Source organism: Rathayibacter sp. VKM Ac-2835 (assembly GCF_013266705.1).
Classification (GTDB): domain Bacteria; phylum Actinomycetota; class Actinomycetes; order Actinomycetales; family Microbacteriaceae; genus Rathayibacter.
The window spans coordinates 77,686-91,732 of sequence record NZ_JABSNQ010000002.1; the positions used below are offsets into that span (position 1 = coordinate 77,686).

Consider the following 14,047-nt stretch of genomic DNA (forward strand, 5'->3'; position numbering starts at 1 on the left):
CTGTGCGGCGGCGGACACGGTCTTTGAGTGGAGCGCTGTCGACCGTCACCGGGCCCGTCGAAGCTGACGCGTCGTGCGGGCCGCCGATGGCGCGTCCTGCGTCAGCAGCCGATCGAGGAGATGACGTACCCGCCGCCGACGTAGGACGGACCGTGGAAGCCCCAGGCGTTGAGGTCGGTGGCGTTCGCGACTCCGGCGACGAGGGCGGGCTGCGAGCGGCCGGAGTTGTCGAGGTTGCCGCCCCAGGCGTAGACGGTCGCGTTGGAGGCGAGTGCCAGATAGGTGCCGTCCGTGCTGAACACCTTCGTCAGGGTGACGCCCGCGGGGATCGTCCGCGCCTCGGTGCGGTAGGCGTTTCCGGCGGGCTGCGCGGCGAAGAACTGGGCGACCGCTCCCGCCGTGGTGACGTACACGCCGCCGGTGTAGCCGTCGACGGACCAGGCGTGGGACGTGGTGACGTTCTCGGCGCGCAGGATCCAGCCCGCGCCGCCGGGCGACGAGGTGAACGCGGCGCCCTGCGTCCACAGCTCGCCGGAGCCGGTGAGGGCGTAGACGGACAGCTGGCCGGTCTCGAGTTCGACGATGTCCGCCGGAGCGCCGACCAGGGCGGTGAGGGCGTGGCTGCCGTTCCAGACGCTGACGCCGCCGTCGGCGAGGAGGATCCCGCCGCCGAAGACCAGAACGCCGTTGGCTCGGCGGTAGCTCCAGGTGCTGATCGCCGACGCCCCGGCCGTGCCCGCGATGAGCGTGGCGGCGACCCGCTCGCCCGAGGTCGCGTCGGCCCACCAGTGCAGGCCCGCGTTCGTGAGGACGTAGCTGTAGCCGTCGTTCGACTCCGCGGCGAGGACCGAGCCGGTGATGCCGGTCACCGCCACGACCGTGAGGGGCCCGGTGCCGGTCCCCGTGCGGTACCACTGGCGGACGGAGTCCGCTCCGGCTCCCGCGGCGATGCCGCCGGCGGAGGTGTTGCCGGCCTGCACGCAGGTCCAGGTGTCGATGAACACCATGCCCGTCACCGCGGCTCCGGCGAACGTCAGGGTTCCGGGAGCCGTCACCGGGGCGCCGAGGTTCGCTCCCCAGTAGCGCACCCGGCCGTCGGCGGTCAGCACGGCGGCGTTCCGGCCGGCGCTGGCGGCGAGCTCGTCTCCGGAGATCGCGCCGTGGACGCCGTCGACGACTCCGGGCACGACGGCGGTGGAGAACGTCGGCTGCTGGTTCGCGCCGCCGGGGGAGCGCGTGAGCTCCACCACCTGGCCGGGGCTCGCGGTCACCGTCCCCGGCGCGTAGGCGATCGCCGTTCCGTAGGTGGCTGTGATCGTGTAGGAGCCCGCGGAGCCCGACGCCGCGAACGCCGGGACGGAGACGACGCCCTCCAGGCCGACCGCCACCACGGCGGAGCTCCCGCCGGCGGAGAAGCCGAGCCCGGACGGGAGTGTGACGGTCACCGAGGCGCCCCTCGCCGCGGGAGACGTCCCGTCGAGGGCGCGGAAGAGCACGGTGCCGGCGGGCACGACGTCGCAGCGGACCGCCTCGAAGCCGGTCACATCGAGCAGGTCGGGCGGCCCGACCGGCTCGGGCGGCGTCGAGGCGGCGGCCAGGGGTGCCGAGACGACCGCGGCGACCGTGGGGATCGTCCAGGCAGCGGCCGCCACGATCGAGCGGCGGCGGAGCGGGCTCCCGGACGGGAGGGGGGCGGCGGAGTCGGGCATCACGGGTTCCTCGAGGATGCGGAGGACGGGCCTCGGGCGCGAAGCCGATCCGGAGACGGAGACGGTCAGCGCCCACTATGACAACGCAACCATCTCCTCGTCTCGCCCGGCGCTCGGATCAGCCCCTGAAGGGGGTGCGGGCGGTCCGCGACCCGCCGCCGGACCGTCGGGCGCTCCTGATCGCAGCGTCTGCGTGGCGCGGCCCTTCGGTAGGGTCGTCGCGTGAGCAACGAGACGAGCAGCTACGCCCGCGCGGGAGTCGACACGGCGGCCGGGGACCTCGCCGTCGAGCTGATGAAGGCGGCGGTGTCCGCGACCCACGACCGCAACGTGCTCGGGGGAGTCGGCGGGTTCGCCGGCCTCTACGACGTCTCGTTCCTCAAGGACTTCCGAGCGCCGCTGCTCGCGACCTCGACCGACGGCGTCGGCACGAAGGTCGCCATCGCGCAGGCGATCGACAAGCACGACACGATCGGGCAGGACCTCGTCGGCATGGTCGTCGACGACATCGTCGTGGTCGGCGCCCGCCCGCTCTTCATGACCGACTACATCGCCTGCGGCAAGGTCGTCCCCGCGCGGATCGCGGACATCGTCGCGGGGATCGCCCGCGCCTGCTCGGCCACCGGGACCGCGCTCGTCGGCGGCGAGACCGCGGAGCACCCGGGGCTCCTCGGGCCGGACGACTACGACGTGGCCGGTGCCGCCGTCGGCGCGGTCGAGGCGGACGCGGTGCGCGGCGCCGACCGGGTCCGCGACGGCGACCTGGTGATCGCGATGGCCTCCTCCGGGCTGCACTCCAACGGCTACTCGCTCGTGCGCCACATCCTCGCCGAGAGGGGGATCCGCTTCACCGACACCTCCGCCGAGCTCGGGGGCGTCGTGGGCGAGGTGCTGCTCGAGCCGACCCGCCTCTACACGGCGCCGCTGCTCCGCGTTCTCGAGGACGAGGCGCTCGGCGCGGGCGTGCACTCGATCAGCCACGTGACCGGCGGCGGGATCGCGGCGAACCTGGCGCGCGTGCTGCCGCGCGGCTCCTGGGTCGAGGTGGAGCGCTCGAGCTGGAGCCCGGCCGACGTGTTCCGGGCGCTCGCCGCGATGTCGGGGGCGACGCTCGAGAGCACCGAGGGCACCTGGAACCTCGGCATCGGGATGTTCGCCGTGGTCGACGCCGACGCCGCGCCCGCGATCATCGCGGCGCTCGAGGCGTCGGGCGTGCCGTCCTGGGTCGCGGGGCGCGTGTCGCTGAGCGAGCGCGCGCTGGACGGCTTCGAGCAGGGCGCCAAGGGCGTCGACGGCGGCGCGGTGCGCCTGGTCGGCTCGTACGCGCGCTGACCGCGCGGCCGACTCGCGAGGGCGCTGAGGCGCGGGGGTCCGGCTCGACCTCGGGCTCGTCGATCGGGCTCCGGCTCGTGGGAACCGGCTGATTCGGCGTGCCAGGGGTGCCTCCGCGAGCCGGAGATACCGGTGGTGGATCTTCGGCACGTGAGACGGACCTCGGCTCGCGGGGATCGGCGGGTTCGGCGTGCCGGGGGTGGTTCCGCGGGCCGGAGGTCCAGCGGGAGGCGGGGCGCGTCAGGCCGGGCGGTGGCGGCTCGCCGGCGACGGAGCACCCGGGGCGGCGGGCTGCGCGGCAGGGCGCCGGTGCTCGGGGGCGTGCGCGCGCTCCCAGGAGTGCTCGTGGCGGGTCAGCAGCCAGGAGCCCCAGGCGCAGAGGAGGAAGGCCGCGGCCGTGGCGAGCAGGGCAGTGATCCAGGTGGCGGCGTCCCGGCTGACGAGGAGGTTCGCGGCGAGGATCAGCACGCCGAACGCGGCGCCGACGCTCGTGCCGGCGATGAAGGCGCCGCTCCGGCGGCTCACCGCGCGGACGGTGACCATGCCGGCGATCGCGCCGAGGCCACCCACCGCGCCGAGGCCGGCGCCGGAGGCGACGCCCATCAGCATCCCGAAGCCGACCAGCGCGGACGGGTCGAGCGCTCCGGCGGCAAGCGCGCTCGGGAGGTAGAGGGCCAGGGCGACCGCGGCTCCGACCGCGCCGCCGACGAGGACGGCGCCGATCAGCAGTGCGGCGGTCACGGACATGATCCGGGCGAGCGGGCGCGCGGATCCTTCGGGTTCGAACATCGCGGCTCCATCGACGCGGACCCGCGGGTCGTTCCGCGGGTGGACTTCGGACACTACGCCTCCGACGGGCCGCGCGGGGTCGGCGCGGCGGAGTCCTCGCCGTGCGGCCAGTCCTGCATCGGCGCGCGCAGAGCCGATGCAGGGAGACGGCCCCGCGGGATCGGCGGGGTGCAGTCGTCGCCCCTTGGCCGGCGCCGCAGCGCGGCCGCCGTAGCCTCAGCGCCGCAGCGTCTCGCTCGGCAGCTCGCCGAAGCGCTGCGTGTAGTGCTGGGCGAAGCGGCCGCCGCTGATGAAGCCCCAGTGCGCGGCGACCTCGCCGACGACGAGGGTCTGCGGCTGCCCGGCGAGAAGCTCGTCGCGGGCGAGGTCGAGGCGCACGCCGCGCAGGTACTGCCGCGGGGTCAGCGCGTAGGCGCGCTGGAAGGCGAGCTGGACGCCGCGCACGGTGAGCCCGGCGGCGTCGGCGATGTCGGCGACGCCGAGGGGGAGGTCGGCGTTCGCGTGCACGAACTCGACCGCCCGCCTCAGCCGCCGGGCGCTGACCGAGGGCGGCGCGGAGGGCAGCGGGACGGTCCGGTGCGCGAAGGCCTGGAGCACGGCCGCGGCGGCGACCTGCGACGCGGATTCGCGCTGCAGCGACGACGGCGCCCTCGGGCCGGTGAGCGTGTCGCGGAGCACCCGCACCGCCGCCCACCACGGAGCCGGGGAGTGCGCGAGCGGGGCGAAGCGGATCGGGCCGGGCTCGGTGCCGTGCAGCTCGGCGGCGGCGCGCTCGAGGTAGGCGGCGTCGAAGTGAACGAGCGCGTCGCGGTACTCGCTCGTCTCGAAGCCGAACGGGCGGCCGGAGGGGAACATCGCCGGGCGGCCGGCGACCAGGCGGTTCTCGTCGCGGCCGAGGTCGAGGCTGGCCCGGCCGTCGTTGAGCCAGAGCACCACGTAGACGCCGGTGGGCTCGACCGTGCCGCGGACCGAGCCGAGGAAGGAGGCGGCGTGCAGGCTCACCGGGCCGGGACCGGTCGACGCGTAGCGGTAGGCGAACGGGACGCGGGTGCGCTCGGCGCGGAAGCCCGACCCGTTGTAGCCGCGGGAGTAGAACGCGCGCGCCTCGTCGAGGTCGCGGCCGCGCGTCTCCGAGTGCCACACGGGCGACGGCGCGGCGAGAGGGCTCATCGCTGCATCCTCGCAGCGACCACCGACATCGCGCTCGCCGGGACGGACGGCGCGCTCAGGAGCCGAGCCCCCGGTCGAGCCAGAACAACCCGAGCGCGGCCACGTCGGAGGTGCCGACGATCGCCCCGGAGCGGACCATCGCGGCCACCTCGGCGTCGGAGAACCACTGCTGGCGCATGTCCTGCTCGGTCTCCTCGCGCTCCGGCTCGCCGTGCTCGAGGTCCTCGGCGAGGAAGACGTCGAACGACTGCGCGACGAAGCCGTCGGCCTCGCTGAGGCGGCCGAGCGGGCGGAGCCGCCCCGCGCGCAGGCCGGTCTCCTCGCGCAGCTCGGCGCGGGCGAGCGCCTCGGCGTCCCCGCCGGGCGCGCCGTGCGGCCAGCCTCCGGACGGGAACTCCCAGGTGCGGCGGCCGATCGGGTAGCGGTACTGCTCGACCAGCCAGAAGCCGTCGCGCTCCCGCGGGACGATCAGCGCGTAGTCGGCCCGCTCGACGACGGAGTAGACGCCCTCGACGCCGCCGGGCCAGCGCACCTCGTCCTCGCGGACGCGGATCCACGGGGTCTCGTAGGCGACCCGGGTCGACAGCTGCTCCACGCGGCCGTGCTGCACGGACGGCTCCGAGAGCAGGGACTGCTCCGCGAGGGCGGGCTCATCCGGCACGGACCGCTCCGGGAACGCAGAAGCCGCGGGGTCGCTCGACTCGAGCGCCCCCGCGGCGGAGGAGGGATCAGGCACGCTTCTGGTGCTGCTCCTCGACGAGGTCGGTGTCGTCGCCCTCGTCCTCGTCGTCGATCCACTTCGAGTAGTCCGGCTCGTCCGGGTGGCTGAGCTCGCGCTCGAGCGCACTGTAATCGACCGTTGGGCTGAACGACTTCAGCTCCCGAGCGATCTTGGTGTTCTTTGCCTTCTGACGGCCGCGCCCCATGGGTGACCCCCTCACGATGACAGGCCAGACGGGCAAGAGCCGGCTGGAGAAAAAGAAGCAGACAGGAAGTATGAAATCTAGCCGGTAGTTTAGCAGACGAGGCACCGGCCCCCCTGTGCGCGAGCAGCGGAGCAGGCGGCGCCTCCTTACCGCGTGGGGAGCACCGTGGACAGTGCGCTCGATCCGCGGCCCGTCGTCGTGATCGGCGCCGGTCAGGCGGGACTCTCGGTCGCCTACTACCTCCGCCGTCTGGGCCTGCGCCCGGGGCTCGACTTCGCTCTCCTGGACCGCGGGCCGCGCGCCGGCGGTGCGTGGCAGTTCCGCTGGGAGGCGCTCCGGCTCGGCTCGGCGCACCGGGTGCACGACCTTCCCGGGATGGACCGGATCGGCCTGTCCTTCGCGACCGCCGACCGCCGCCGGCCCGCGCGCGACGTCGTCACCGAGTACTACCAGGCTTACGAGAGCGCCTACGAGCTCGCGGTGCGGCGGCCCGAGGCGGTGCGCAGCGTCAGCAGTGCGACGACGGGCGACCGGAGCGCGCCGCTCGTCGTCGAGACGGACCACGGCGTCGAGCGCGCCCGGATCCTGGTCAACGCCACCGGGACCTGGGGCTCGCCGTTCCTGCCCTACTACCCGGGCCGCGACCGCTTCGAGGGCGTGCAGATCGACACGACCGAGTACCTGCGAGCCGCCGACTTCGCCGGGCAGCAGGTGGTCGTGGTGGGCGGCGGGACGTCCGCGATCGGCTTCCTGCTCGAGCTGGAGCGGGTCGCCCGCTCGCTCACCTGGGCGACGCGCCGCCCGGTGGTCTACCAGGACGGGGAGCAGCTCGCGCTGGAGTCCGCGGTGGAGGCGGTCGCCGAGCAGGACCGCGCGGCGCGGGCCGGCCGCGCGCTGCCGAGCATCGTCGGCGGCACGGGGGTGCAGCGCACGCGACGGGTCGTGGCGGGGATCGAGCGCGGCGTGCTGCACGAGCGCGGCATGTTCTCCTCGATCGAGCCGCACGGGGTGCGCTGGCCCGACGGGTCCTACACCCGCGCCGATGCGATCATCTGGGCCACCGGGTTCCGCCCGGAGCTGCGGCACCTCGCGCCGCTCGGCCTGCGCGAGCGCGAGGGCGGGGTCGCGGTCGCGGACGGCGCGTCGCTCACCGACCCCCGGGTGTTCTTCGCGGGCTACGGGCCGACGGCGTCGACGATCGGCGCCAACCGCTCGGGGCGCCGCATCGCGCGGGCGGTCGTCGCGCGGCTGTCCTGACGGCGGGCGGATCTCGATAGGGCCGCCGCATGCTGGTCGAGCAGCCCCGCAGGGGCGTATCGAGACCCGGCGTGACCGGGAGGGTGGTCTGCAGGCCCCGCGTCCTGGCGACGGTGGATCTCGATACGCCCGCTGCGCGGGCTACTCGATCAGCATGAGGCGGGGGCGGGCTGCACGATCAGCATGATCGGGGGCGGGCTCCTCGCCTCAGAGCGCGCCGTCCCAGTCGATGGGGACGACGGAGCCGCGGTAGCGGATCCCGTCGACCCGGATCGAGCCGGCGAGGGCCGGCGTGATCGGCGCGACGACGAGCGTTCCGCCGCCGGGAGCGAGGCCGAGTGCCGCGGTCAGCACCGCGATCGAGGCGGCCGCCGACCACGCCTGCGGGCGGCAGGCCGCCGGGTACGGCACGGGCGCCGCCACCTCGACCGCGGCGTCGCCGGAGTGCAGCTCGGGCATCCGGTAGCCGAAGCCTTCGGCCGCGGCGAGCAGTCCGCGGGACAGCGCGGTCGCCTCCGCGCCGAAGCCCTCGCGGGCGAGCCCGGTCACGGCGATCGCGGTGTCGTGGGCCCAGACCGAGCCGCCGTGGTACGAGAGCGGCCAGTAGCCGCCGGAGTCCGTCGACAGGGTCCGCAGCCCGTAGCCCGAGTCGAGCTCGGGCGAGCCGAGCAGCTGCGCCACGCGCGCCGCCTGCTCCGGCTGCAGGATCCCGGTGCCGAGCAGGTGCCCGATGTTGCTGGTGACGGTGTCGACCGGGCGCTTGGCCGCGTCCAGTGCGATCGCAGGGTGCCCGCCGTCGGCGTCGTCGATCCAGAAGGCGCCGGTGAAGCGGTCCTTGAGGGCGGCGGCGTACGCGCGCCACTCCGCTCCGTCGCGGCCGAAGTGCTCGAGCAGCGCTGCGCCCCCGACCGCCGCCTCGTGGGCGTAGGCCTGGACCTCGCAGAGCGCGATCGGCCCCTCGGCGAGGCTGCCGTCGATCCACTGGATCGAGTCGCCCGAGTCCTTCCAGCCCTGGTTCGCGAGTCCGTGGCCGGTGGTGTCGACGTACTCGAGGAACCCGTCGCCGTCGGAGTCGCCCTCGTCGCGGAGCCAGCGCAGCGCGGCCTCGAGTGCCGGCAGCAGCGCCTCGACCTCGTCGTCGGCGAGCCCCCAGCGCCAGGCGTCGTGCAGCAGGCAGATCCAGAGCGCGGTCGCGTCGACGGTGCCGAAGTAGAGCGGCGGCAGCGAGACGCCCTCGCCCGGGATCTCGAGGGTCGTCGAGCGCAGCTCGTGCATGATCTTGCCCGGCTGCTCGGCCGTCTCGGCGACGTGCTCGGTGCCCTGGAGCCCCGCCAGGACCCGCAGGGTGGAGCCGGCCAGCTCGGTGCCGAGCGGGAGGAGCATCCGCGCCGCCCAGATCGAGTCGCGGCCGAAGAGAGTGAAGAACCAGGGCGCGCCGGCCGCGAGGAACGGCTCGCCGGGCCGCTCGAGGGTCACCATCCGCAGGGCGTCCAGATCGTCGAGGGCCGCGCGGCACCAGGCGGCGAGCCGGGAGTCGCCGGCCTCGACGACGGCGCCCGACCACTCGGCGGGGTCGGGGGCGGCGCCGACCACGGCTGCGGAGTCGGTCATCGCGATGCTCCAGGAGACCTCGACCGACCCGCGGGCGGGGACGACCACGTCCCAGGAGAGCGTCGCTCCGGAGGAGAGCGCGGCCCCGTCTGCGCGCACCTCGGCGCGGGCGCCCGCGTGCGTCCAGACGAGGGAGGAGCCGTCGACGGCGGTCTCGACGGCCGTCTCGTCGCGCAGCCCGGCCTTCACCACGTGGACGAGGGAGAAGTCGGGGTCGAGGGCGAGCTCGACGGTGGTGGCGACGGGATCGGGCAGCGCCGATTCGAGGCGGATCCGCTCCTCGAGGCCGCCGGCGGTGACCGTGCGGAGACGCACCACGCGCAGGCGCGGGTCGGCGGCGTCGTCGTCGAGGTGCCGCGCGAGGGCGGTGAAGCGGGCGGAGGAGGCTCCGTCGCGGCCGACCGCGATCGACTCGAGCGGCTCTCCGCCGACGAGCAGGCGCAGGCCCGCGAGGACGCGGACGTCGCCGTGGTAGAGCCCGTGCGCGGGCAGTGCGCCGAGCTCGCCGGCGTCGTCGCTCCAGAGCTGGGTGGGCGCCCGGAGCAGGACGACGGCGTCGTTCAGCAGGGGCTGCCGGGGCGGGCGGGGGCGGTCGTCGTGGTCGGTCGTCACGGTCGACTCCTCACTGGATCGTCGGTACAGGAGCGTACGGCCGGTTGACAGCGCCGTCGCCGCAGGTAACATTACCCAGGAATTTGATCGATCAAATAACGCAGGCCGCGGGATTTGAACGATCAAGCGGCCAGCACCGCACACCGCACACCCGTCGAGGAGGACGCATGGCACTGCCGACCGTCGAGGACGTCGCGCGCGCAGCGGGTGTCTCGCGCCAGACCGTCTCGAACGTGCTGAACAGTCCGCAGATCGTGCGGGAGAGCACCCGCGAGCGGGTCGAGAAGGCGATCGGCGATCTCAACTACCGGCCGCACGCCTCCGCCCGGCGCCTGCGCACCCGCAAGTCGGGGACGATCGGCGTCCGGATGGACCGCGTGCTCGACGGGATCTCCGGCAGCCTGCTCGACCGCTTCCTGCACGCCGTGACCGAGCAGGCCGACGCCCGCGGCATGCGGATCCTGCTCTACACGGCGGCGAGCCCCGAGGAGGAGATCGAGCGCATCGGCAAGCTCCGCGACGGCGCCGACGTCGACGCCTTCGTGCTCACCTCGACCTTCTACGGCGACCGGCGCACGGCCTGGCTGATCGAGCAGGGCGTGCCGTTCGTCACCTTCGGCCGCCCCTGGGGGCTCGACGACCAGGGCGATCCGCAGCACCTCTGGGTCGACGTCGACGGCGCCGCGGGTGTCGCGCAGGCCGCCGGCCATCTCGCCGAGTCGGGCTGCTCGCGGATCGCGTTCTTCGGCTGGCCGGCCGGCTCGGCGACCGGCGACGACCGCCGCAGCGGCTGGGAGCGGGTGATGGCGGAGCGCTTCGCCGGTGTGCCGCTGCTCGTGGCGGAGGCCGAGGACGACGTCCAGCGCGCGCGCTCCGCCGCGATCGCCTTCCTCGAGGCGAACCCCGGCGTCGACGGGCTGGTCTGCGTCTCCGACTCCCTCGCCCTCGGCGCCTCGATGGCGGCGATCGCCGTCGGGCGGCCCGGCCTCGCGATCGTCGGCTTCGACAACACCCCGGTCGCCGGCGCCGTCGGCCTCTCCAGCGTCGAGCAGGACCTCGGCGCGGTCGCAGCCGGCGCCCTCGAGCTCCTCCTCGGCGAGCAGGGCGACGACGTCGTCCACCGCCCCCTCGCACCCGGTGAGGCCCACCGCCTCATCACGCCGCACCTCGTCGTGCGCACCCCGCTCCACCACTCCGAGAGCTGACGCCCGCCCGGCGGGCGCCCCGTTCCCCACGACTCCCTCCCGAAACCCACGAAAGGTCAGAACATGACACACAGCACCAGAACGGCACGCTGGGGTGCCGCGGTCCTCGCCGGCGGCCTCGCCCTCTCGCTCGGCGCCTGCTCGAGCGGCGGCGGCGGTGGCGGATCGGACGACTCCGCCGGTCTCACCGTGATGATCGGCTCGTCCGGCGACGCCGAGACCACCGCCGTCACCGACGCCGTGACCGCCTGGGGCGAGGCGAACGACACCGCCGTCGACGTCGTCGCGGCCAGCGACCTCACCCAGCAGCTCGGCCAGGGCTTCTCGGGCGGCAACCCGCCCGACCTCTTCTACATGAGCTGGGACCAGTTCCAGACCTACGCCAGCAACCGCTACCTCGAGCCCTACGCGCAGGACGCGGACGACGCCGACGCCTTCTACCCGGCGCTGCGCGACGCCTTCACCTACGACGACCAGTTCTACTGCGAGCCCAAGGACTTCTCGACGCTGGGCCTCGTCATCAACACCGACCTCTGGGCAGCCGCGGGCCTCACCGACGCCGACATCCCGACCGACTGGGCCTCGCTCCGGTCCGCGGCGCAGAAGCTGACCGCGAACGGCGTGACCGGCCTCTCCTTCGGCGCCGAGTACGCCCGCATCGGCACCTTCATGAACCAGGCCGGCGGCTCGCTGCTCTCCGAGGACGGCACGACCGTCACCGCGGACACCCCCGAGAACGTCGCGGGTCTCACCGAGGTGAAGACCCTGCTGAGCGACGGCATGCTGAAGTTCCCGGCCGACCTCGACTCCGGCTGGTCGGGTGAGGCGTTCGGCAAGGGCGCGGCCGCGATGGTGATCGAGGGCCCCTGGATCAACGGCGCGCTCGAGGCCGACTACCCGGACGTGAACTACACGGTCGCCGAGCTGCCCGCGGGCCCCGGCGGGAAGTCGACCTTCACCTTCAGCAACTGCTGGGGCATCCCGGCCGGCAGCACCACCGCCGACCAGGCCGAGTCGCTCGTGTCGACGCTCACCTCGGACGAGCAGCAGCTCGCCTTCTCGGACGCGTTCGGCGTGATCCCCTCGACCGAGTCGGGCGCGGCGGAGTACGCGAGCAAGTACCCGGAGAACGCGGCCTTCGTGACCGGGAACGACTACGCCGTCAGCCCGGTCGCCTTCGCCGGCGCCGCCACCGTGATCACCGACTTCAACTCGGCCCTCGAGGGCCTGGCGTCGGGCGACCCGGAGGCGATCCTCGCGGACCTGCAGACCAACCTGCAGGACGCGCTCGACACCGCGAACGCGAAGTAGCGCGGGAATGCGCCGATGAGCACCGCCACCGCCGCGCGGAGCCGCCGCTCCGGCATCCGCGGCAACGAGGCCCGCTACGGCTGGCTCTTCACCCTCCCCGCGATCCTGGTCGTCGGCGTCTTCCTGGTCGTCCCGATCGCCCTCGCGCTCTGGGTGAGCGTCAGCAACTGGAACGGCCTGGGATCGCCGCTGGGCCCGACCGCGCAGTTCGTCGGGACCGACAACTACCGGGCGGTGCTCGTCGACTCCGGTCTGGCGCAGAAGGACTTCGGGACGGCGATCCGCAACAACGTCTACTACGTGCTGCTCGTCGTACCGCTGCAGACCGCGCTCGCGCTGTTCCTGGCGGTGCAGGTCAACCGCCGGGTGCTGCGCGGTCGCGGCTTCTTCCGCACCGCGTTCTACTTCCCGTCGGTGACCTCGTCGATCGCGATCACCGTGATCTTCCTGTTCCTCTTCTCGGCGTCCGGGGTCGTCAACGCGGTGCTCGGCTGGTTCGGCGCCGACGGCCCGACCTGGATGGCGGATCCGACCGGGGTCCTGCACAGCCTGCTCGGCCTCGTCGGCGTCGACGGCAGCTGGTTCGCCGGCGGGGCCCCGCTGGGGCTGACCTGGTGGGACTGGCTGGCCGGCCCGTCGGTGGCGATGTGCGTGCTGATCACCATGGCGATCTTCACCACCTCGGGCACCTTCATGCTGCTGTTCCTCGCGGCGCTGCAGAACATCGGCGCCGAGATCGACGAGGCGGCGCTGATGGACGGCGCGGGGCCGCTGCGGAAGTTCTTCTCGGTGACGCTGCCGATGCTCAAGCCGACGCTGTTCACCGTGCTCACCCTCGGGCTGATCGGCACCTGGCAGGTGTTCGACCAGATCTACCTGACCGGGGGCGGCGCGCCCGGCAAGACGCTGCTCACCCCGGCGTACCTCGCCTACGAGACCTCGTTCACGGACCTCCGCTGGGGGCAGGGCGCGGCGATCGCCTTCATCCTGTTCTTCATCATCGTCGTCCTGACGCTGCTGCAGCGCGCGATCCTCCGCGAGAAGGGCGAGCCGAGCGCCCGCCGTACCCGCCGGGCCGCCCGCGCGGACGCCGCGACGACTCTCACGACGGGAGGAGTGCGATGAGCACCCTGGTCGACCCCGAGCCGCGCACCGAGGCGGAGCCGCCGCCGCAGGCGCCGCTGCCGCACCGCCGCGTGCAGCTCGGTGCCCGGGGCCGCGCCTCGCTGATCGGCGGCTACCTGCTGCTGATCGGCCTCGCGCTGGTCTACATCTACCTGTTCCTGATCTCGGTGGCGTCGTCCTTCAAGACCGACGCCGACGCGACCTCGAACCCGCTGTCGCTGCTGCCGGCGACCTGGTCGTTCGCCTCGTACGAGCGGCTGTTCACCGACGTGCCGTTGCCGCTCTGGACGCTGAACTCGGTGATCGTCACCCTCTTCGTCACGGTCGGGCGGGTGTTCTTCGACTCGCTCGCCGGCTACGCGCTCTCGCGGCTGCGCTTCCGCGGCCGCGGGCTGCTCTTCGCGCTGTTCATCGGCGTGATGAGCGTGCCGGGCGTGGTGCTGCTGATCCCGCGGTTCCTCATCCTCAAGCAGCTCGGGCTCTACGACAGCTACGCGGGGATGATCGTGCCGCTGATCGTGGACGCTGCGGGCATCTTCATCATGAAGCAGTTCTTCGACTCGATCCCCGCCTCGATCGAGGAGGCCGCCCGGATCGACGGGGCCGGCGTCTTCCGGACCTTCCGCTCGATCGTGGTGCCGATGGCGCGGCCGGCGATCGTGACGCTGTTCATCCTGTCGTTCCAGGGGTCGTGGAACGAGTTCTCGCACTTCGTCGTCTCGCGGCAGTCGCCGGAGCTGAACACGCTGACGACCGGAGTCGCCTCGCTGGTCTCGGGTCAGCTGGGTACCGGCAATCAGTACCCGCTGCAGCTCGCGGCGGCCGTGCTGATGTCCATCCCGGTCGCGGTGCTGTTCTTCGTCTTCCAGCGGCGGATCATGAACACCACGGAGGGCGCGGAGAAGGGCTGAGCGGAAGGGTCTCGATACGCCGCTGCGCGGCTACTCGACCAGCATGGAAGGGCGCGCGAGATCCGGGAACGCAGAAGGGGCGCCCCGCC

Annotated in this window: 12 protein-coding genes; 6 read left to right on the forward strand and 6 right to left on the reverse strand. The window is 73.6% G+C overall.

From position 1 onward, the window contains the following. Positions 1–101: 101 nt before the first annotated feature. Positions 102–1,709: a hypothetical protein gene (locus HRK28_RS08325; RefSeq protein WP_173251078.1), complete on the reverse strand. Its 1,608-nt coding sequence runs from the start codon at positions 1,707–1,709 to the stop codon at positions 102–104. A gap of 222 nt (positions 1,710–1,931) precedes the next feature. On the opposite strand from HRK28_RS08325, the gene purM reads away from it, so the two are divergent. Continuing rightward, entirely contained in the window at positions 1,932–3,041 is a 1,110-nt protein-coding gene (gene purM / locus HRK28_RS08330; protein WP_173251079.1) for a phosphoribosylformylglycinamidine cyclo-ligase, read from the forward strand. 240 nt (positions 3,042–3,281) lie between these two features. Here the strand turns inward: purM and HRK28_RS08335 are convergent, their stop codons facing one another. The 4 genes from HRK28_RS08335 to HRK28_RS08350 form a co-directional block, all read right to left on the reverse strand. Beyond that, on the reverse strand, positions 3,282–3,830 hold the full coding sequence (locus tag HRK28_RS08335; RefSeq protein ID WP_173251080.1) for a hypothetical protein: 549 nt from the start codon (positions 3,828–3,830) through the stop codon (positions 3,282–3,284). Between the two features lie 216 nt (positions 3,831–4,046). Further along, positions 4,047–5,000 carry an AraC family transcriptional regulator gene (locus tag HRK28_RS08340; RefSeq protein ID WP_173251081.1) on the reverse strand — a complete coding sequence of 318 codons (954 nt, stop codon included), beginning with the start codon at positions 4,998–5,000 and terminating at the stop codon, positions 4,047–4,049. A gap of 55 nt (positions 5,001–5,055) precedes the next feature. Next, positions 5,056–5,736 carry an NUDIX domain-containing protein gene (locus HRK28_RS08345; RefSeq protein WP_367948373.1) on the reverse strand — a complete coding sequence of 227 codons (681 nt, stop codon included), beginning with the start codon at positions 5,734–5,736 and terminating at the stop codon, positions 5,056–5,058. Continuing rightward, positions 5,729–5,926, reverse strand: a complete 198-nt coding sequence (locus tag HRK28_RS08350; protein WP_123448069.1) for a DUF3073 domain-containing protein — start codon at positions 5,924–5,926, stop codon at positions 5,729–5,731. Before HRK28_RS08350 ends, HRK28_RS08345 begins: the two co-directional genes overlap by 8 nt. Positions 5,927–6,079: 153 nt before the next feature. Here HRK28_RS08350 and HRK28_RS08355 point away from each other — a divergent pair, with 153 nt between their 5' ends. Next, positions 6,080–7,183, forward strand: coding sequence for an NAD(P)/FAD-dependent oxidoreductase (locus HRK28_RS08355; protein ID WP_173251082.1), 1,104 nt, complete (start codon positions 6,080–6,082; stop codon positions 7,181–7,183). A gap of 207 nt (positions 7,184–7,390) precedes the next feature. Here HRK28_RS08355 and HRK28_RS08360 read toward each other — a convergent pair whose 3' ends face one another. Further along, positions 7,391–9,406 (reverse strand): glycogen debranching N-terminal domain-containing protein, encoded by a 2,016-nt coding sequence (locus HRK28_RS08360; protein ID WP_367948374.1) that lies wholly within the window; start codon positions 9,404–9,406, stop codon positions 7,391–7,393. A 167-nt stretch (positions 9,407–9,573) separates the two neighbouring features. On the opposite strand from HRK28_RS08360, the gene HRK28_RS08365 reads away from it, so the two are divergent. The 4 genes from HRK28_RS08365 (at position 9,574) to HRK28_RS08380 (ending at position 13,958) form a co-directional block, all read left to right on the forward strand. Then, complete coding sequence (locus tag HRK28_RS08365; protein ID WP_173251084.1) at positions 9,574–10,611, forward strand: LacI family DNA-binding transcriptional regulator; 1,038 nt, start codon at positions 9,574–9,576, stop codon at positions 10,609–10,611. A gap of 63 nt (positions 10,612–10,674) precedes the next feature. Then, entirely contained in the window at positions 10,675–11,922 is a 1,248-nt protein-coding gene (locus HRK28_RS08370; RefSeq protein WP_173251085.1) for an extracellular solute-binding protein, read from the forward strand. A 15-nt stretch (positions 11,923–11,937) separates the two neighbouring features. Next, complete coding sequence (locus HRK28_RS08375; protein WP_160091104.1) at positions 11,938–13,047, forward strand: carbohydrate ABC transporter permease; 1,110 nt, start codon at positions 11,938–11,940, stop codon at positions 13,045–13,047. Continuing rightward, positions 13,044–13,958, forward strand: coding sequence for a carbohydrate ABC transporter permease (locus tag HRK28_RS08380; RefSeq protein ID WP_173251086.1), 915 nt, complete (start codon positions 13,044–13,046; stop codon positions 13,956–13,958). Before HRK28_RS08375 ends, HRK28_RS08380 begins: the two co-directional genes overlap by 4 nt. The last annotated feature ends 89 nt before the right edge of the window (positions 13,959–14,047 follow it).

Bases quoted from the DNA above. Each gene is read 5' to 3' on its own strand.
- HRK28_RS08370 (WP_173251085.1), top strand. From the start codon at position 10,675: ATGACACACAGCACCAGAACGGCACGCTGGGGTGCCGCGGTCCTCGCC.
- HRK28_RS08380 (WP_173251086.1), top strand. From the start codon at position 13,044: ATGAGCACCCTGGTCGACCCCGAGCCGCGCACCGAGGCGGAGCCGCCG.
- HRK28_RS08365 (WP_173251084.1), top strand. From the start codon at position 9,574: ATGGCACTGCCGACCGTCGAGGACGTCGCGCGCGCAGCGGGTGTCTCG.
- HRK28_RS08350 (WP_123448069.1), bottom strand. From the start codon at position 5,926: ATGGGGCGCGGCCGTCAGAAGGCAAAGAACACCAAGATCGCTCGGGAG.
- HRK28_RS08375 (WP_160091104.1), top strand. From the start codon at position 11,938: ATGAGCACCGCCACCGCCGCGCGGAGCCGCCGCTCCGGCATCCGCGGC.
- HRK28_RS08335 (WP_173251080.1), bottom strand. From the start codon at position 3,830: ATGTTCGAACCCGAAGGATCCGCGCGCCCGCTCGCCCGGATCATGTCC.
- HRK28_RS08340 (WP_173251081.1), bottom strand. From the start codon at position 5,000: ATGAGCCCTCTCGCCGCGCCGTCGCCCGTGTGGCACTCGGAGACGCGC.
- HRK28_RS08325 (WP_173251078.1), bottom strand. From the start codon at position 1,709: ATGCCCGACTCCGCCGCCCCCCTCCCGTCCGGGAGCCCGCTCCGCCGC.